Below are 16,521 nucleotides of genomic sequence, written 5' to 3' on the forward strand. Positions count from 1 at the left end.
AAAGGAATGACATGAAATTGCTTCGATTCGGCCCCAAGGGCGCCGAGAAACCCGGTCTGCTGGACGCCGGCGGCGTGATCCGCGACCTGTCCGGCGTGGTGCCCGACCTGACCTCGGCCCAACTGGCCGGCGGCCTGCTGGCCCGCCTGTCCGACGTCGACCCGAGCCGCCTGCCGGCAGTCGCCCAGCCGGTGCGCTACGCGCCCATCGTGGCCGACATCGGCAAGCTGATTTGCGTGGGCCTGAACTATTCGGACCACGCGGCCGAATCGGGCATGGCCGTGCCGGCCGAGCCGGTGCTGTTCACGAAGGCCACCAGCTCGATCATCGGCTGCAACGACCCGGTGGTCCTGCCGCGCGGCTCCGTCAAGAGCGACTGGGAAGTGGAACTCGGCGTCGTCATCGGCAAGCGCGCCCGCTACGTCGACGAAGCCGATGCGCTCGACTACGTGGCCGGCTACTGCGTCGTGAACGACCTGTCCGAGCGCGAGTACCAGCTGGAACGGGGCGGCCAGTGGGACAAGGGCAAGGGCTGCGACACGTTCGGCCCCGTCGGCCCGTGGCTCGTGACGGCCGACGAAGTGCCGGATCCGCAGAACCTGGACATGTGGCTGGAAGTGAACGGCAAGCGCTACCAGACGGGCAACACGCGTACGATGGTGTTCACGGTCGCGCACCTGGTCAGCTACATCAGCCGTTTCATGACCTTGCAGCCGGGTGACGTCATCAGCACGGGCACGCCGCCGGGCGTCGGGCTGGGCCAGAAACCGGATCCCGTCTACCTGGTGCCGGGCGACCGCATGCGGCTCGGCATCGCCGGACTGGGCGAGCAGGAGCAGACCGTCCACGCCTGGAACGAGGCGCTGATCGACGGCTGACCGGTAGGGTGGGCACGCCGTGCCCACGTGTGACGTATGTGGATGGTTGGCGCGAAATACAGGCCAGGCACCGGAACGGAGACTTAGCAGACATGACGGACCCCTCGACGCGGCAGTACCGGTTTTCCCTCGTGATGATCACCACATTGTTTTTCATGTGGGGGTTCGTCCATAATCTCGACCCGATCCTGATCCCGCACCTGCGGCGTTCGTTCAGCCTGTCGGTGCTGCAGTCCGCCCTCGTGGATTCGGCCGTGTTCATCGCGTACTTCGTGATGGCGCTGCCGGCCGGGCTGCTGATCCGGCGCGCCGGCTACAAGGCCGCCATCATCTGCGGCCTGCTGCTGTTCGCCACCGGCTCGCTGATGTTCATCCCGGCCGCGAACACGCAGCAGTACGTGGTGTTCCTGGCCGCGCTGTTCACCATCGCGTGCGGCCTGACGATACTGGAGACGGCGGCCAATCCGTACGTGACCCTGCTGGGCAAGCCGGAACGGGCGGCCCAGCGCATCAACCTGGCCCAGTCGTTCAACGGGCTGGCGGCCACGCTGGCGCCGATCATCGGTGCGCGCCTGATCCTCGTGCATGGGGCGAACGACCAGCAACTGGCCGCGATGCCCGAGGCGGCGCGCCAGGCCGCGCTGGCGGCGGAAGCGGCCAGCGTGAAGGGGCCGTACATGGTGCTGGGGCTCGTCATCCTCGTGCTCGCCGTCGTGTTCTACTTCCTCAAGCTGCCGGAGATCGGCGGCAGGTCGGGCAATGCGCCGGCCAAGAGTTCGGTCGGCGCGGCGCTGCGGGTGCCGTCCATCCGCCGCGGCGCCATCGCGCAATTCTTCTACGTGGGCGCGCAGGTCTGCGTGTTCAGCTTCTTCATCCTGTACGCCACGCGCTCGGCGGGCGTGTCGCCCGTCACCGCGGCCGATTACCTCGGGTGGGGCTGCGGCATGGCGTTCATGGTCGGGCGCTTCGTCGGCACGGCCCTGATGCGCGTCGTGGCGCCGGCGCGGCTGCTGTGGCGGTATGCACTGGCCTGCACCGTCCTGGCGGCGGTGGCGATGCTGGCGCACGGCCTGGCCAGCATCGCGGCCGTGATCGGCATCGCCTTCTTCATGTCGATCATGTTCCCCACCATTTTCTCGCTGGGCCTGAACGGCGCCGGCCACCATGCCGACATGGGGAGTGGCCTGATCATCATGTCGATCGTCGGCGGCGCCTTGCTGCCGCTGGTGTTCGGCTTCGTCAGCGACGTGACGCACAACGTGCAGTTCGGCTACGCTGTGCCGCTGCTGTGCTTCGTCGTCATCGCCTGGTTCGCGCGCGCCGCGCTGGTGCAGGACAGCCGTGACGCCCACGCGGCGGCGCCATCTTCAATAGGAGTTACGAAACGTGTTTAGACTGAACGACAAGACGGCCGTGATCACGGGCGGCGGCAGCGGCATCGGCAAAGCGATCGCCCAGTTGTTTGCCCGGCAGGGCGCGCATGTGCACGTGGTCGACCTGAGCGACGCCGCCTGCCTGCAGGTCGTGCGCGAGATCCGCGAGGAGGCCGGCCGCGTCACCTCGCACGCCTGCGACGTGGCGCGCCAGGCCGACGTGGAGGCGCTGATGGCGGCCATCGGCCCGATCGACATCCTCGTCAACAATGCCGGGATCGCCCACATCGGCAAGGCGGACAATACGAGCGAAGAGGATTTCGACCGCGTCATGAACGTCAACGTGAAGGGCGTCTACAACTGCCTGCACGCCGCGATCCCGCAGTTGCGCGCGAACGGCGGCGGCGTCATCGTCAACATGGCGTCCGTCGCGGCCTGGGTGGGCATCAAGGAGCGCTTTGCGTACTCCACGGGCAAGGGCGCCGTGATGGCGATGACGCTGTCCGTCGCCAAGGACTACCTGCAGGACGGGATACGCTGCAATTCCATCTCGCCGGGCCGGGTGCATACGCCGTTCGTGGACGGCTTCCTGGCGCGGACTTACCCGGGACGCGAAGCGGAGATGTTCGAACAGCTGTCGAAGACCCAGCCCATCGGCCGCATGGCCAAACCGGCGGAGGTGGCCGCGCTGGCGTTATACTTGTGCAGCGACGAAGCGGCCTTCATCACCGGCACCGACTATCCGATCGACGGCGGCTTCATCACCCTGAACTCTTGAGCCCCGCACGATGATCATTTCTTCCGCCACCGACTACCGCGAAGCCGCGCGCCGCAAGCTGCCGCCGTTCCTGTTCCATTATCTCGACGGCGGCTCGGGCACCGAGACGACGCTGCGCGCGAACGTCGACGACCTGCAGCGCGTCGCCCTGCGCCAGCGCGTGCTCAAGGGATCGGAAACGCTGGACCTGTCGACCGAGTGGTTCGGCGTGAAGCACGACCTGCCGCTGGCGCTGGCGCCGATCGGCCTCGCCGGCATGTATGCGCGCCGCGGCGAAGTGCAGGCGGCCCGCGTGGCGGCGGAACGCCATATCCCGTTCATCCAGTCGACCGTGTCCGTGTGCCCGCTGCAGGAAGTGGCGACGCAGTCGGCGCAACCGATCTGGTGCCAGCTGTACGTCCTCAAGGACCGCGGCTTCATGCGCGACTACCTGCGCCGCGCGCGCGAGCTGAGCATCAACACGCTGGTGTTCACCGTCGACATGCCGGTGCCCGGCGCGCGCTACCGCGACGCCCACGCCGGCATGAGCGGCCGCCACGGCCCGCTGCGGCGCGTGCTGCAGGCGATGGCGCATCCGCGCTGGGCGCTGGACGTCGGCCTGCTCGGCAAGCCCCACGACCTGGGCAACATCTCGACCTACCGCGGCAATCCGACCGGGCTCGCGGACTACATCGGCTGGCTGGCCGCCAACTTCGATCCGGGCATCAGCTGGAGCGACCTGCAGTGGATCCGCGACGAGTGGCAGGGGCCGATGGTCATCAAGGGCATCCTCGACGCCGACGATGCGCGCGATGCGAAATCGTTCGGCGCGGACGGCATCATCGTGTCCAACCACGGCGGCCGCCAGCTGGACGGCGCGCTGTCCACCGCGAAGGCCCTGCCGGCCATCGCGCAGGCGGTCAAGGGCGACCTGACCATCTTCGCCGACTCCGGCGTGCGCACCGGCCTCGACGTCGTGCGCCTGCTGGCGCTGGGCGCCGACGGTGTCCTGATCGGGCGCGCCTTCGTGTACGCGCTCGCGACGAGCGGCGCGGCCGGCGTGCGCAACCTGCTCGCCATCCTGGAAAAGGACATCCGGACCAGCATGGTGCTCACCGGCGTGCAATCCGTGCGCGATATCGACGCGTCCTGCCTGGCCTGAGCGGTTCCGGGGGGCATGCGGCGGCGTCGCATTGCGCCCATGATTGTCTTAAATTTATAGAATACATAGAAAAAGGCGAAACGATGAACCAGATGAAAAGCATCGTGTGCGAGGGGCCCGGCGAACTGCGCCTGCGGCTCGGGCCCGTCCCGACGGCCGCTGCCGGCGAGGTGCTGCTGCGCGTGCGGCGCATCGGCGTGTGCGGGACGGACATGCACATCTTCCGCGGCACCCAGCCGTATCTGGCATACCCGCGCGTGATGGGCCATGAATTGTCCGGCGAAGTGGTGACGGCGCCCGCCGGCTCCGGCCTCCTGCCTGGCGACGGCGTGTTCGTGATGCCCTACCTGTCGTGCGGCGATTGCGTCGCGTGCCGCAAGGGCAAGACGAATTGCTGCACGCGGATCCAGGTACTCGGCGTGCACCGCGACGGCGGCATGGCCGAATACCTCGCGGTGCCCGCCGCTTTCGTCCTCAAGACGGAAGGCATCTCGCTGGACGATGCCGCCATGCTGGAATTCCTCGCCATCGGCATGCACGCGGTGCGCCGCGGCGCCGTGGCGGCCGGGCAGCGCGTGCTGGTGGTCGGTGCGGGACCGATCGGCGTGGCGGTCGCGCTGTTCTCCGCCCTCGCGGGCGCCGAGGTCACGGTGCTCGACGCGCGCGCCGACCGCCTCGGCTTCTGCAAGGACGTACTGCACGTCGCGCATGCCGTGACGGCGGGCGAGGGCGACCGCGAGCAGCTTGCCGCCATCACCGGCGGCGACTTCTTCGACGCCGTGTTCGACGCCACCGGCAACATCAAGGCGATGGAGCGGGGCCTGGACTTCGTCGCCCACGGCGGCACGTATGTCCTCGTATCGATCGTGCCGGAACGGCTCTCGTTCGCCGACCCGGAGTTCCACAAGCGCGAAACGACGCTGCTCGGCAGCCGCAACGCGACCGTGGACGACTTCCGCGCCGTGCTCGCGGCGATGAAGGCGGGCCTCGTGCCGACGCGGGCGATGAACACCCACCGCGCCACGCTGGACGAATTCATCGACGCGCTGCCGCGGTGGATGGATCCGGCCAGCGGCGTGATCAAGGCCATCGTCGAGGTGTGAATGACGCCGCCTCCCGCAATGACGCGCAGATCCGGTAGAATGACGGATTGTCCATATGGACTGGATTCCGGACTTCATGGCCCGACCTCCCACCATCTTCAAGCGCAGTGCGAACCTGCTGCTGCAGTATATTGCCGACCACGTGGCGGTCGGCGACGCGCTGCCGACCGAGCAGCACATGGCCGAACTGGGCGAGGGCAGCCGCACGGCGATCCGCAGCGCGCTGGCGCATTTCCGCGAGTGCGGCCTGATCAGCGACCTGAAGGAACGCCGCCTGCTGCGCAAGCCGCAGCGCACGGATTACTTCGACCTGGACGAACTGCGGACGGGCGCCGACCGCATCCGCGACGTGCTGATGGAGCGGATCTATCGCAGCGACCTGCCGCCCGGGGCGGAGTTCTCGGAAACGGAACTGGCGCGCGCGGCCGGTACGAGCACGATCAGCGTGCGCGAATTCCTGATCGGCTTTTCCCATTCGGGCCTGATCGAGAAGAAGCCGCGCGGCGGCTGGCGCCTGTGCGCGTTCGACCGCTCGTTCGCCATGGAGCTGGCCGACGTGCGCCAGATGTTCGAGTTCGCCGCCATCGACCGCTTCATCGCGCTGCCGCCGGACGACCCGGCGTTCCGCGAGCTGGGGCAGCTGATCGCGCGGCACGAGCAGCTGGGTTCCGTCATGCCCACGCATCACAAGGACTTCCCGGCGCTCGACCGCGACTTCCACGCCTTCCTGATGGGGCAGTTGGACAATCGCTTCGCGCAGGGCTTCTTCGACCTCGTGTCGCTGGTGTTCCACTACCACTATCAATGGGACAAGTCGCAGGAAATGGTGCGCAACGAGTATGCCGTGCACGAACACCTGGACATCCTGCGGGCGCTGGCGCGGCGCGACGTCATGGCCGCGCGCGAGGCGATGCGCATCCACCTGAATTCGGCGCGCAGCACCCTGCTGCAGGCGATCCGCGTCCGCGAAATGAAGGCGCACCCGGGCTGACGCACGGGCCGGCGCGGGAGGGCATCTGATGCTCGTCGACGCCCATCAACACTTCTGGCGGCTGGCCGACCGCAACGGCGCGTGGCCGCCGCCCGCGCTGTCCGCCATCTACCGCGACTTCCTGCCGGGCGACCTGGCGCACCTGCTCGACCGGCACGGCGTCGCGCGGACGGTCCTCGTGCAATCCATGCCCAACGAGGACGACACGCGCTTCATGCTCGACCTGGCGCGGCGCCATCCGTTCATCGGCGGCGTGGTCGGCTGGGTCGACATGAAGGCGCCCGACGCGGCGGCGCGGATCGACGCGCTCGCGGCCGATCCGATGCTCAAGGGCTTGCGGCCCATGCTGCAGGACCTGGACGACGACGACTGGATCGCCGACGCGGCGCTGGCGCCGGCCGTGGCGGCCATGCTGCGCCATCGCCTCAGCTTCGACGCCCTGGTCCTGCCGCGCCACCTGCCCGCCTTGCGCACGTTCGCCGAACGCCATCCCGATTTGCCGATCGTGATCGACCACGGCGCCAAGCCGCTGATCGAACATGGAGTGATGGCGCCCTGGCACGCCGACATCGCGCGCCTGGCCGCCATGCCGCACGTGTGCTGCAAGCTGTCCGGGCTCGTCACGGAGGCGGGGCCCGGCTGGGACGTCGACCGCCTGCGGCCGTACGTGGCGCATCTGCTCGCGAGCTTCGGCCCGCAGCGACTGATCTGGGGCAGCGACTGGCCCGTGCTGAACCTGGCGGCCGATTACGCGGGCTGGATCGCCGCCTGCGCCGCGCTGCTGGACAGCCTGGACGAGCCGGACCGGCAATCCGTGTTCGGGCTGAACGCCCGGCGTTTTTACCGTATCGATTGAGGAGGAGTGATATGCAGAGAATGGGAATGATGATCGGCATCGCGCCGGAAAAGATCGCGGAATACAAGGCGCTGCACGCCGCGGTCTGGCCGCAGGTGCTGGCGCGGCTGAGCGAGGCGAACGTGCGCAACTACACGATCTTCCTGCGCGAGCCGGAGAACGTGCTGTTCGGGTATTGGGAATACCACGGCGCGGACTTCAATGCCGACATGGGGCGCATCGCGGCCGATCCGGAGACGCAGCGCTGGTGGACGTTCTGCGGCCCCTGCCAGGTGCCGCTCGCGAGCCGGGCCGAAGGCGAGCACTGGGCGATGATGGAGCCGGTGTTTCACATGGACTGATGGATCAGATCGAAGCGGCCGGCTTTTTCGCGGCTGTCGTCGCGTCGTTCGGGTCGACGAGCGCAGCCGGCTCGTCCGGCTCGACGATGGCCGCCAACATCGCCGGACCGTCGCGCATCGCGCCGGGCACGAACCGGTGGCGCCATCTGAAGCTGGTCGTCCGGTGCACGCCGGTCACGCGGGCGGCATCGCGCACCGTCCGCGATTCGAGGACGGATTGCAGGAATGGCAGCCAGCACTCCTTTTTGCGCAGGCGCGCGAGCGGCGTGCCGGTCAGCGCGTTATAGGTGCGCCCGCAGGCGGCGCAACGAAAACGCTGCAGGCCGCTTGCCTGGCCGCAGCGGTGTACGCGGGCGCAACCGCAATGCGGACAGGGCCGGCCTCTGGCGGCCTGTTCGATCAAGGCGATACATTCCGCCGAATGCGTGCGGCTCGCGATCCACTCGCGCAGCCGGGTAACGTCGGAGGCCGACAGGGGCAACGCCGACAATGCGGCGAATACGTCGTCGAAGGGCAGGCCGCGCATCGTCATTCCTCATGAGTTGGCTCGATGATGCATATGACCTCTAGAACCGGATTCGGTTCACATGCATGAGGAGACACTGGACAGCCCGGCAAGACAGCCGAGCCGGACGCCCTGGCCGGCGCCCCGTGGTCAGCCGTCGCTGCGCAGTGCCGCGATCGGGTCCAGCGCCGCCGCCTGGCGCGCCGGATACACGCCGAACCCGAGCCCCACCGCCACGCACGCCAGCACGGCCAGCAGCAGGCTCACGGGCGACCACGCGACGGACCACCCGGCCAGCGCCGCGATGCTGTAGGCCGCCACGGCGCCCAGCACCAGGCCCAGCGCCGCGCCGCTGACGGCGATCACCAGCGCTTCGGCGAGGAACTGCTCCACCACGTCGCGGCGGCGCGCGCCCAGCGCCCGTTTCAGGCCGACTTCCCGGCGCCGTTCCAGCACGTTGGCCAGCATGATGTTCATGATGCCGATGCCGCCCACCAGCAGCGACACGGCCGCGATCGAACTCATGACGATGGTGAAGATGCGCTGCGTCTGCTGGTTCTGGCGGTACAGGCCCAGCGGCACGATGAGGTTCGTGTCGTCGACGCCGCCGTGGCGCTGGGTGATCAGCGCCTGCAGCACGCGCGCCGCGTCGTCCGGCGCCGCCTTGCCGTCCAGGCGGACGCTGAGGCCGTCCACCTCGTCGTCGATGCGGCGGAAACTGAACCGGGCGCGCCCCGTTTGCCAGGGCACGAACAGGCGTTCGTCGTCCAGCCCCAGCTTGACGCCTTCGAATTCGGATTTGCCGGGCGTGCGGTCGGCCAGCACGCCCACCACCTGCAGCCACACGTGGTTGACCTTGACCCGCTGGCCGATGGCCGGCGCGGCGCCGAACAGCGTGTGCGCGAGGCGCGCGCCCAGCACGCACACGGGCGCCAGCGTGGCGCCGTCGGCCGGGGTGAGCCAGCGTCCCGCCGCCAGCTGCAGGCCGCCGTGTTCGGCGTAGCCCGGCGACACGGCAAAGGCCTGTCCGCTCACGACCCGGGCGCCGACGATCAGCTGGTCGACCTTGATTTCCTTTTTCAGCGCCACCGAGCGGGCGCCCGGCACGACGGACAGTGCCGCCACCCCGTCCGCGGCCGACAGTCCGAGCGACCGGGTACGGACGTCCTTCAAGTGCTCGGCGTCGATGCCCTTGCTCTCGACCAGCACGTTGTTCAGTCCCAGTTCGGCCACGAGCCGCAGCGCCTCGCGCCTGCTGCCTTCGCCCACGGCCAGCATGGCGACGATGGCGCCCACGCCGAAGATCATGCCCAGCAGCGTGAGGCCGGTGCGCAGTTTGCGCCGCCGCAGTTCGGCGACGGCTTCCAGTATCAGTGCGCGATTCATGTGGTCTTGTCCTTCGGAGGCAGCAGCACGACGCGCGCGCCGGGCGCGAGGCCGCTCCTGATTTCGCTGCGCACCGGGCCGCGCAGGCCCAGTTCGACGGCGTGCTTCACCGGCCGGCCGGCGTCGATCGTGTACACGGCATAGGCGCCGCCGTCCTGCACCAGTGCGATGTTCGGCACCGTCAGTGCCGCCGCCTTCGCCACCAGGCGCACCGTGCCGTGCAGCGCCTGGCCCGGTTTCAGGCCGAGCTTGCGCGCCTGGTCGGTGCCGATGGCGGCGTCGAAATCGCTGTACTTGACGGGCGACTCGGGCGAGATCGTGCTGGCGCTGCTGCCGACCCGCGTCACCGTCAGATCGAGTTCGGTGCCGGTGCCGGCCAGGCGCACCCGCACGGGCAGGCCGGGCTTGAGACCGTAGGCCTGGCCCTCGGCCACGCTGAAGTGGGCCACGAGCTGGTCGAGGTCGGGCAGGGCGCCGAACGGCTCGCCCGCCATCTGGCTGGCGCCGACCTGCGGCTTGGCGCCGTCCCAGCGTGCGGCCAGCAGGAACACGCCGTCGTGCGGCGCCACGAGTTCCAGCGATTCCAGGCTCTTGCGCTGCTGTTCGGCGTTCTGCACGACGCTGTCGCGCTGCGAGTGCAGCACGGCGTCCTGCGCGGCGCTGCGGGCCTGGGCCTGGCCGCCTTTCCATTCCAGATAGGTGCGCTTCTTCGTGAGGAAGCCGACGTCGGCCAGCGCATCCAGGATCGTGTTGCGGGCGAAGACGGAGAGGTCGACGCCGGCATAGCGCCGGGAGAGGCCGAGGTCGTCCTCGACCTTGGCGCGGTCGCCGGCGAGGACGCCCCGTTCGACGGCCGCATTCTGGCGATTGGCTTCCTCGGCCAGCGTCTTGCGCAGCAGTTCGACGTCGGCCTGCGACAGTTCCGCGCGCGCCTGCGGGGCGTCGAACCGGGCCACCACCTGGCCTTTCGTGACGCTGCTGCCGTCCGCCACCATGTCCACCAGCACGCGCGTGGTCCAGCCGCTGCCGGGCACCGCCAGCGGCGTGTTGGCGGCGGCCTTGATCTCGCCGTCGACGTCGAGCGTTTCGCTCCACGTCCGCGCGGCGAGGGTTTCGGCGGGGCCCGACGCCGCCGTCGACGACGCGCCGCAGCCGGACAGCAGGGCGGCCAGGGCGGCCAGGGCCAGGCCGGCCGCCAGCGCGGCGGCGCTCTTGGGAAGATGTGGCATCGGGTCTCTCATGGCTGGGGCGCGGCGGCGGCCACGCGGCGTACGGCGTCCGGCAACAGTTCCACCTGGACGGCGGCGCCGGGTTTGAGGTCTTGCGGCGGCGCGTCGAATTCGAGCCGGACGTCGCGCACGACGGCCGCCTGCGCCGCCGACTTGCTGTGGAAGGCGCGTCCGAGGCCGGTCACGCGCGCCGCCAGCGCCTGGCGCGCGCCGCCCACGGTGACGCGCGCGGCCTGGCCCACCTGCACGCCGGCCGCCTGCGCTTCGGGCACCTTGGCGTCGACACCCAGCCGCTCCGGATCGGCCAGCGTCGCGACCGACAGGCCCATCCAGACCTGGCTGCCGATGCTGAATTTATTGCCGTCCATGCCGATCCGGTGCAGCACCATGCCGCGCTGCGGCGCCACGACGGTCAACGCCGCCTGGCCCTTGACCAGGTCGGCGATCTGGCCGCGCATCTGCGCCACGTCGGACGCGAGGCCCGCGCGCTCGGCCTGGCGGGCGCGCCGCTGGGCCTCGAACTGCGTCTGCATCAGCTGCGCCAGCCTGGCCTTTTCGGCACGTTCGATCACCAGCTTGTCGTAGTCGACGCGGCGGATCAGATCCTTGGGCTGGCTGGCCTTGCGTTCGGCCTTGTCGGCATTGCTCTGCGCCTCGGCCTGCGCCAGCGCGCCGGCGCGGTCCGCCTCGGCCTGGTCCAGCCGCAGCTTGTCCAGCGCCCGCTCGCGTTCCTGCAGCGCCGCCCGCAGCGCCATCAGCCGGTTCGTCACCTCGCCAGCCTCGAACACGGCGATGGGCTGCCCGGCCTGCACCATCGTGCCTTCGGGCGCGAGGAACGCGAGCTTGTACTGCCAGATGAACGGGATGGTGGGCGGCGCCACCGGCGTCGAGCGGCGCGATGCGATCTCGCCTTCGATCGTCAGTCCGGCGGCGGCAGCCTTGACCGGCTGCGCGGGCGCCGGCGCGGCCCCCGGCGCCAGCGGCTCGACGAGCACGCTCATGCCCGCCGCCAGCGGCAGGCCGTGATGGTCCGGCAGTGCGATCCTGGCGCGGAAGTAGCGTCCCTGGCCCCAGCGGGGCCGCGCTTCCGGCGCGCTGGTGATGGCGGCCAGCGTGCCGGCCAGCGCCACGCCGGGCAGGGCGTCGAAGCGCAGGCCGACGGCCTGGCCGGTGCGCAGGTAAGGACGGTCCGCTTCCAGCACCCAGGCCGTGACGACCATCCGGCCGTCGCCCAGCACCGTGCCGGCCGCATTGCCCGGCCAGGCCGTCGATCCCTCGTCGAACCGCTCGCCGCGGAAGGGACTGTAGCCGTGCACCACGATGCCGGCGCGCGTGGCCCGCACTTCGGACTGGGCGAGCTGGGCGAGCTGGAATGCCTCGTTGATCTGCATTTTGCGCACTTCGAGCGCGCCGTCTTCCCGGCGCCGCGCGACGGCCGCGCGGGCATTCCCGAGGCTTTCGCGCTTGATCGCGAGGTCGCGCGTGGCGCGGTCCAGTTCGGCCTGGTGGCGGTCGTAGTCGAGCGCCGCGATCTGGCGCTTCGGCAGCGCCGCATCGACCTTCGCCTTGTCCAGCGCGGCCTGGGCGCTGACCAGCGCCTTGTCGGCTTCGACGGCCGCGACTTCCAGCGTGGCCGTCTCGCTGTCGGCCTTGGCGCGGGCGCGTTCCCGCTCCATCCTGAGCTGGTCGAGATTGGCGGCGGTGGCCGATTCCGTCCGCAGCACCACGTCGCCTTTTTTCACCAGCGTGCCCTCGGGGAGGAAGTTGCGCAGGACGATGGGCTGCGTGTTCGACGGCGGCACGAAGATGGTCTGCGAATCCTCCGCTTCCACTTCGCCGGTCAGCAGCACGGGGCGCGCCGCGGTGGCGGCGGCAAGGCCCGGCGCCGCGGCGGCGGCCGGCGGTTTGGCGGCGGTCCAGGCATGCGAGACGGCGGTGCCGATCGCCAGCGCCAGGGCCGCGCACCACAGGGCGATGCCGCGGCGCGTCATGGCTGGCCGCCCGCGACGCGGCCGTCGCGCAGGTGGATGGTGCGCTGCGCGCTCGCGGCGATGGCCGGATCGTGGGTGACGAGCACCAGCGTCTGGCCACCGGCATGCAGTTCGCGCAGCAGGGCCATCACGTCGGCGGCGCTGTTCGAATCCAGGTTGCCGGTCGGTTCGTCCGCCAGCAGCAGGTCGGGCTCGTTCAGCAGCGCGCGCGCGATCGCGGCGCGCTGCAGCTGCCCGCCGGACAACTGGCCCGGCAGGTGGTCGAGCCGCTGCCCCAGGCCGATGCGTTCGAGCAGGGCCCGCGCGCGGGCCGGCGCCTGCGCATCCGGCACGCGCGCGTAGCGCTGCGGCAGCAGCACGTTTTCCAGCACGGTCAAGCGCGGCAGCAGGTGGAAGGACTGGAACACGAAGCCGATGCGGCGGTTGCGCACGGCGGACGCGGCGTCGTCGTCGAGGGCGCTGACCTCGTCCTGCGCGAGGCGGTAGCGGCCGCTGTCGGGGCGGTCCAGGCCGCCCAGCACATTGAGCAGCGTCGACTTGCCCGAGCCGGACGGCCCCATGATCGCGACGAATTCACCCTGCGCCACGTGCAGGTCGATGCCGTCGAGGGCGTGGATGTCGCTGCCGCCCAGGCGGTAGGTCTTGCGGATGGCACTGAGTTCTATCATGCCAAAAAGTATTTCCGAAGACACAACAACTTGTCAATTGTTAAAAACACCAGCCGGTATATTATTTTTTTATTGCAACAATCTCACATTGCCGCACGAGGTCGGCCAGCCGGCGGCAATCCGCCGCGAGACCGCGTTCATCGACGTTCGTCACCCCGAGCAGCAGCCCCTGCGGTCCGGGCGCATGGGCGTGCCACGGCGACAGCGGCACCGGCGCCATGCCGGCCCGGAGCGCGCGGGCCGCGACCGCGACGTCGGACACGCCGGCGGGCAGCCGCGTGACGACGGCCATGCCGGCCGTCGCCTGCACCGCGATCGCGCCGCCCGCTTCCGCGCGCAGGCAGTGGAGCAGCGCGGCGCGCCGGGCCGCGTACAGGCGTTTCATGCGGCGCAGGTGGCGCAGGTAGTGGCCTTCCTGCAGGAAGTCGGCGACGGCGCGCTGGATGGGCGCGGCCGGCGCCGGCGCCAGGCACGCGGCGACGTCGCCGAACAGCCGGGCCAGTGCGGCCGGCACGACGAGGAAGCCCAGGCGCAGCGCCGGGCTGATCGTCTTGCTGAACGTGCCGATGTGCAGCACCCGGCCGCCGTGGTCGAGCGATGCCAGCGCCGGGGCGGCCCGTCCTTCCAGTTGGAGTTCGCTCAGGTAGTCGTCCTCGACGATCCACGCGCTGTTGGCCCGGGCCCAGACCAGCAGGGCGCGGCGCCGCGCGAGCGTCATCGTCGTGCCGAGCGGCGCCTGCTGGCCCGGCGTCACGACGGCCAGCACCGCGTCCGGCGCCAATCGGACGCCGGCCCCGACGTCCAGTCCTTCCGCGTCGACGGGGACGGGCGTCACCGCCATCCCGCCCAGGGAGAGGGCGGTGCGGGTCAGCGGAAAGCCCGGGTCCTCGAACCAGGCGCGCCGGCCGTGGAGCCCGAGCGCGCGCAGCACGAGCCCCAGCGCGCCCGCGAAGCCCGACGTGATCAACACCTGCTCCGGGCCGCAGCGGATGCCGCGCGCGATGCCCAGGTAGGCCGCGACTTCGCGCCGCAGGTCCGGGTCGCCGCGCGGATCGGGATAGCCGACGGGCGCCGCCGCCGCGTGCCGGGCCGCGCGTGTCAGCATGCGCGACCACAATTTATAAGGGAACGCGTCCTGGGCGGGCACGCCCATCTGGAATGCCAGCGGCGCGGCGCCGAACGCGTGGAACAGGTCCGGCATCGGCAGGGCCGACGGGGCACGGTCGGCCGCGGGCGCGGCGGCCGGGCGCTCGGTGACGCGGGTGCCGGCGGCGCCGAAGCTCGCCGCGAGTTGCTCGTCGACCAGGCGTTCGTACGCCAGGCGCACGGTGCCGCGCGACACGCCCAGTTGCGCGGCCAGGTCGCGCCACGACGGCAGCTTCGCATCGAACGGAATCTGGCCCGATTCGATGGCGGCGCGGATGGCCGCGTAGATCTGCGTGGCGAGGGGGATTTTCTTGGCGCGGTCGAGGCCGATGGGCAGCGAGGTCATGGTCGATGGTACATTAAAAATCACTAAACTTGGCCCTGTTTTTTGGCCACTCGAAGGCGCATGATGCGTCTGCGGCATGAGCCGTTCAGTGTCAAACAGGAGAATGGAATGACGCAGCGCATGGATTACAACGCGGCCACCCCGGCCGGCATGAAGGCACTCGGTGGCGTGTACGGACACATTCTGCACAGCGGCCTGCCCAAGGTCCTCGTCGACCTCGTCTACCTGCGGGTATCGCAGATCAACGGCTGCGCCTACTGCATCGACATGCATTCGCGCGACCTGCTGAAGGAAGGCGTCACCGTCGACAAGCTCGTGCTGGTGCCCGCATGGCGCGAAGCGGGCGCCCTGTTCGACGCCGCCGAGCGCGCGGCGCTGGCCTGGGCCGAGACCGTGACCCGCGTGGCCGAGACGGGCGTGCCGGACGCCGACTATGCGGCCGCGGCGGCCGTGTTCGGCGAGCAGCAACTGGCCGACCTCACCATCGCGATCGGCCTGATGAACGCGTACAACCGCATGGCGATCAGCTTCCGCGCGGTCCCGGCCGCGGCCGCCCGCTGAGCCGCGCCGATTCCCGGCCTTGCCTGTTCGAAATCAATCAGGTAACGTTGGAGCCGTGCGCCCGCAGGGCGGGGAATCGGAATCGGGATGCAGAAAACAAGTACGTTGACGGAAGTGGCGGAAGCAGCGGGCGTGTCGCTGATCACCGCCTCGCGCGCGCTGCGCGGCGTCGGGCGGGTCGCGAAAGAGACGCGCGAGCGCGTGCTCGCGGCGGCGGCGAAGCTGGACTACACGCCGGACATGATCGCGCAGAAGATGCGGGGCGGGAACTCGGGCCTGATCGGCGTGTTCGTCAACGGCTTCCGCTCGCTCGTCATGCACGAGCTGCTCAGCGCCATCAACGACGAGGCGCGCCGGCTCGGCTTCGACCTCATCGTGTTCAACGCCGACCATTTCGACGATGCGCGCCGCGCCGGCACGGCGGAGATGCTGCGCAAGTTGTGCGACGGCCTGCTCCTGCTGCTGCCCGATGCGAACGACGGCCTGCTGGTCAAGCTGGAACGGGCCCACGCCCCGTGCGTGCTGGTGAGCTTCGCGGGCCGCCAGATCGACCTGCCGGTCGTCCTCGGCTCGAACCGCCTCGCGGCCCGCGCCGCCGTCGACCACCTGCTCGGCCTGGGCCACCGCCGCATCGCCTTCATCGCCGGCACCTCGTTCACGGGCCAGAGCGAGGAGCGCCAGCGCGGCTACGAGGATGCGCTGCGCGCGGCCGGCATCGCGATCGAGCCGGCCTACCTGCGCCAGGGCGATTTCAACGATGCCAGCGGCTTCGTGGAGACGCAGGCGCTGCTCGCGCTGCCGCAGCCGCCGACCGCGATCTTCGCCGCCAACGACGCGATGGCGTTCGGCGCGCTGGATGCGATTTCCACGGCCGGCAAGAAGGTGCCGGACGACCTGTCCGTCGTCGGCTTCGACGACGTGATCCGCGCGGCCTTCGTCCACCCGAAGCTCACGACCGTGCGCCAACCCCTGAACGAGATCGCGGTGCGGGCCGTGGCGGAGCTGGTCAATGCCATGCGCAGCGAGCGGGCCGACGGCTTCCGCATCGAATTGCCGGCCCGCCTCGTCGTGCGCGACTCCACCGGGCCGGCGCCCGGGGGCTGACGATCTGCCGCGGCAGCGGCATGGCATCGTTACCATCCCGCGCCGCCTGACTTTCTCTCCGGGCACGCCCCCACTTCGACCATCGGCTTGATCGAAAATCTATTGTCATTTGCCAAGACGAGTG

At 70.0% G+C, this 16,521-nt stretch carries 16 protein-coding genes; 10 read left to right on the plus strand and 6 right to left on the minus strand.

Annotated elements, in window-relative coordinates; translation table 11 throughout:
* Positions 1–11 precede the first annotated feature (11 nt).
* The 8 genes from ASC93_RS13650 (at position 12) to ASC93_RS13685 (ending at position 7,461) form a co-directional block, all read left to right on the plus strand.
* The gene (locus tag ASC93_RS13650; RefSeq protein ID WP_056442697.1) at positions 12–878 is read left to right on the plus strand and encodes a fumarylacetoacetate hydrolase family protein; all 867 of its coding nucleotides are present in this window, start codon (positions 12–14) and stop codon (positions 876–878) included.
* Between the two features lie 92 nt (positions 879–970).
* Positions 971–2,272, plus strand: coding sequence for an L-fucose:H+ symporter permease (fucP, locus tag ASC93_RS13655; RefSeq protein WP_056442700.1), 1,302 nt, complete (start codon positions 971–973; stop codon positions 2,270–2,272).
* Complete coding sequence (locus tag ASC93_RS13660; RefSeq protein ID WP_056442703.1) at positions 2,265–3,029, plus strand: SDR family NAD(P)-dependent oxidoreductase; 765 nt, start codon at positions 2,265–2,267, stop codon at positions 3,027–3,029. The genes fucP and ASC93_RS13660 overlap by 8 nt, the downstream gene beginning before the upstream one ends.
* A gap of 10 nt (positions 3,030–3,039) precedes the next feature.
* A complete protein-coding gene (gene lldD / locus ASC93_RS13665; RefSeq protein WP_056442706.1) occupies positions 3,040–4,170 on the plus strand; it encodes an FMN-dependent L-lactate dehydrogenase LldD in 1,131 nt (376 codons plus the stop codon).
* Positions 4,171–4,262: 92 nt separating this feature from the next.
* Positions 4,263–5,273, plus strand: a complete 1,011-nt coding sequence (locus ASC93_RS13670) for a zinc-binding alcohol dehydrogenase family protein (protein WP_056442914.1) — start codon at positions 4,263–4,265, stop codon at positions 5,271–5,273.
* 76 nt (positions 5,274–5,349) lie between these two features.
* Positions 5,350–6,264: a GntR family transcriptional regulator gene (locus tag ASC93_RS13675; RefSeq protein WP_056442917.1), complete on the plus strand. Its 915-nt coding sequence runs from the start codon at positions 5,350–5,352 to the stop codon at positions 6,262–6,264.
* A 28-nt stretch (positions 6,265–6,292) separates the two neighbouring features.
* Positions 6,293–7,120 carry an amidohydrolase gene (locus tag ASC93_RS13680; protein WP_056442710.1) on the plus strand — a complete coding sequence of 276 codons (828 nt, stop codon included), beginning with the start codon at positions 6,293–6,295 and terminating at the stop codon, positions 7,118–7,120.
* Positions 7,121–7,131: 11 nt separating this feature from the next.
* On the plus strand, positions 7,132–7,461 hold the full coding sequence (locus ASC93_RS13685; protein ID WP_056442712.1) for an L-rhamnose mutarotase: 330 nt from the start codon (positions 7,132–7,134) through the stop codon (positions 7,459–7,461).
* A 4-nt stretch (positions 7,462–7,465) separates the two neighbouring features.
* On the opposite strand, the gene ASC93_RS13690 is transcribed toward ASC93_RS13685, so the two are convergent.
* The 6 genes from ASC93_RS13690 to ASC93_RS13715 form a co-directional block, all read right to left on the minus strand.
* Positions 7,466–7,987 (minus strand): hypothetical protein, encoded by a 522-nt coding sequence (locus tag ASC93_RS13690; protein ID WP_157201911.1) that lies wholly within the window; start codon positions 7,985–7,987, stop codon positions 7,466–7,468.
* Positions 7,988–8,116: 129 nt separating this feature from the next.
* Entirely contained in the window at positions 8,117–9,352 is a 1,236-nt protein-coding gene (locus tag ASC93_RS13695; protein ID WP_056442718.1) for an ABC transporter permease, read from the minus strand.
* On the minus strand, positions 9,349–10,581 hold the full coding sequence (locus ASC93_RS13700) for an efflux RND transporter periplasmic adaptor subunit (protein ID WP_056442721.1): 1,233 nt from the start codon (positions 10,579–10,581) through the stop codon (positions 9,349–9,351). The genes ASC93_RS13695 and ASC93_RS13700 overlap by 4 nt, the downstream gene beginning before the upstream one ends.
* 8 nt (positions 10,582–10,589) lie before the next feature.
* Complete coding sequence (locus tag ASC93_RS13705; RefSeq protein ID WP_056442724.1) at positions 10,590–12,572, minus strand: HlyD family secretion protein; 1,983 nt, start codon at positions 12,570–12,572, stop codon at positions 10,590–10,592.
* A complete protein-coding gene (locus ASC93_RS13710; RefSeq protein ID WP_056442728.1) occupies positions 12,569–13,240 on the minus strand; it encodes an ABC transporter ATP-binding protein in 672 nt (223 codons plus the stop codon). The genes ASC93_RS13705 and ASC93_RS13710 overlap by 4 nt, the downstream gene beginning before the upstream one ends.
* Before the next feature lie 61 nt (positions 13,241–13,301).
* On the minus strand, positions 13,302–14,732 hold the full coding sequence (locus ASC93_RS13715) for a PLP-dependent aminotransferase family protein (protein WP_056442730.1): 1,431 nt from the start codon (positions 14,730–14,732) through the stop codon (positions 13,302–13,304).
* Positions 14,733–14,840: 108 nt separating this feature from the next.
* Here ASC93_RS13715 and ASC93_RS13720 point away from each other — a divergent pair, with 108 nt between their 5' ends.
* Entirely contained in the window at positions 14,841–15,293 is a 453-nt protein-coding gene (locus tag ASC93_RS13720) for a carboxymuconolactone decarboxylase family protein (protein ID WP_056442733.1), read from the plus strand.
* A gap of 87 nt (positions 15,294–15,380) precedes the next feature.
* Positions 15,381–16,397: a LacI family DNA-binding transcriptional regulator gene (locus ASC93_RS13725; RefSeq protein ID WP_082548028.1), complete on the plus strand. Its 1,017-nt coding sequence runs from the start codon at positions 15,381–15,383 to the stop codon at positions 16,395–16,397.
* Positions 16,398–16,521: the final 124 nt, after the last annotated feature.

It is taken from the genome of Massilia sp. Root335, assembly GCF_001425685.1.
GTDB classification, from domain to species: Bacteria; Pseudomonadota; Gammaproteobacteria; order Burkholderiales; family Burkholderiaceae_D; genus Telluria; species Telluria luteola.

Excerpts from the sequence above, each read along its gene's own strand:
- ASC93_RS13710 (WP_056442728.1), bottom strand. The coding sequence starts at position 13,240 with ATGATAGAACTCAGTGCCATCCGCAAGACCTACCGCCTGGGCGGCAGC.
- ASC93_RS13690 (WP_157201911.1), bottom strand. The coding sequence starts at position 7,987 with ATGCGCGGCCTGCCCTTCGACGACGTATTCGCCGCATTGTCGGCGTTG.
- ASC93_RS13705 (WP_056442724.1), bottom strand. The coding sequence starts at position 12,572 with ATGACGCGCCGCGGCATCGCCCTGTGGTGCGCGGCCCTGGCGCTGGCG.
- ASC93_RS13695 (WP_056442718.1), bottom strand. The coding sequence starts at position 9,352 with ATGAATCGCGCACTGATACTGGAAGCCGTCGCCGAACTGCGGCGGCGC.
- ASC93_RS13725 (WP_082548028.1), top strand. The coding sequence starts at position 15,381 with ATGCAGAAAACAAGTACGTTGACGGAAGTGGCGGAAGCAGCGGGCGTG.
- ASC93_RS13715 (WP_056442730.1), bottom strand. The coding sequence starts at position 14,732 with ATGACCTCGCTGCCCATCGGCCTCGACCGCGCCAAGAAAATCCCCCTC.
- ASC93_RS13675 (WP_056442917.1), top strand. The coding sequence starts at position 5,350 with ATGGCCCGACCTCCCACCATCTTCAAGCGCAGTGCGAACCTGCTGCTG.
- ASC93_RS13670 (WP_056442914.1), top strand. The coding sequence starts at position 4,263 with ATGAAAAGCATCGTGTGCGAGGGGCCCGGCGAACTGCGCCTGCGGCTC.
- ASC93_RS13700 (WP_056442721.1), bottom strand. The coding sequence starts at position 10,581 with ATGCCACATCTTCCCAAGAGCGCCGCCGCGCTGGCGGCCGGCCTGGCC.
- ASC93_RS13680 (WP_056442710.1), top strand. The coding sequence starts at position 6,293 with ATGCTCGTCGACGCCCATCAACACTTCTGGCGGCTGGCCGACCGCAAC.
- lldD (WP_056442706.1), top strand. The coding sequence starts at position 3,040 with ATGATCATTTCTTCCGCCACCGACTACCGCGAAGCCGCGCGCCGCAAG.
- ASC93_RS13650 (WP_056442697.1), top strand. The coding sequence starts at position 12 with ATGAAATTGCTTCGATTCGGCCCCAAGGGCGCCGAGAAACCCGGTCTG.
- fucP (WP_056442700.1), top strand. The coding sequence starts at position 971 with ATGACGGACCCCTCGACGCGGCAGTACCGGTTTTCCCTCGTGATGATC.
- ASC93_RS13685 (WP_056442712.1), top strand. The coding sequence starts at position 7,132 with ATGCAGAGAATGGGAATGATGATCGGCATCGCGCCGGAAAAGATCGCG.
- ASC93_RS13720 (WP_056442733.1), top strand. The coding sequence starts at position 14,841 with ATGACGCAGCGCATGGATTACAACGCGGCCACCCCGGCCGGCATGAAG.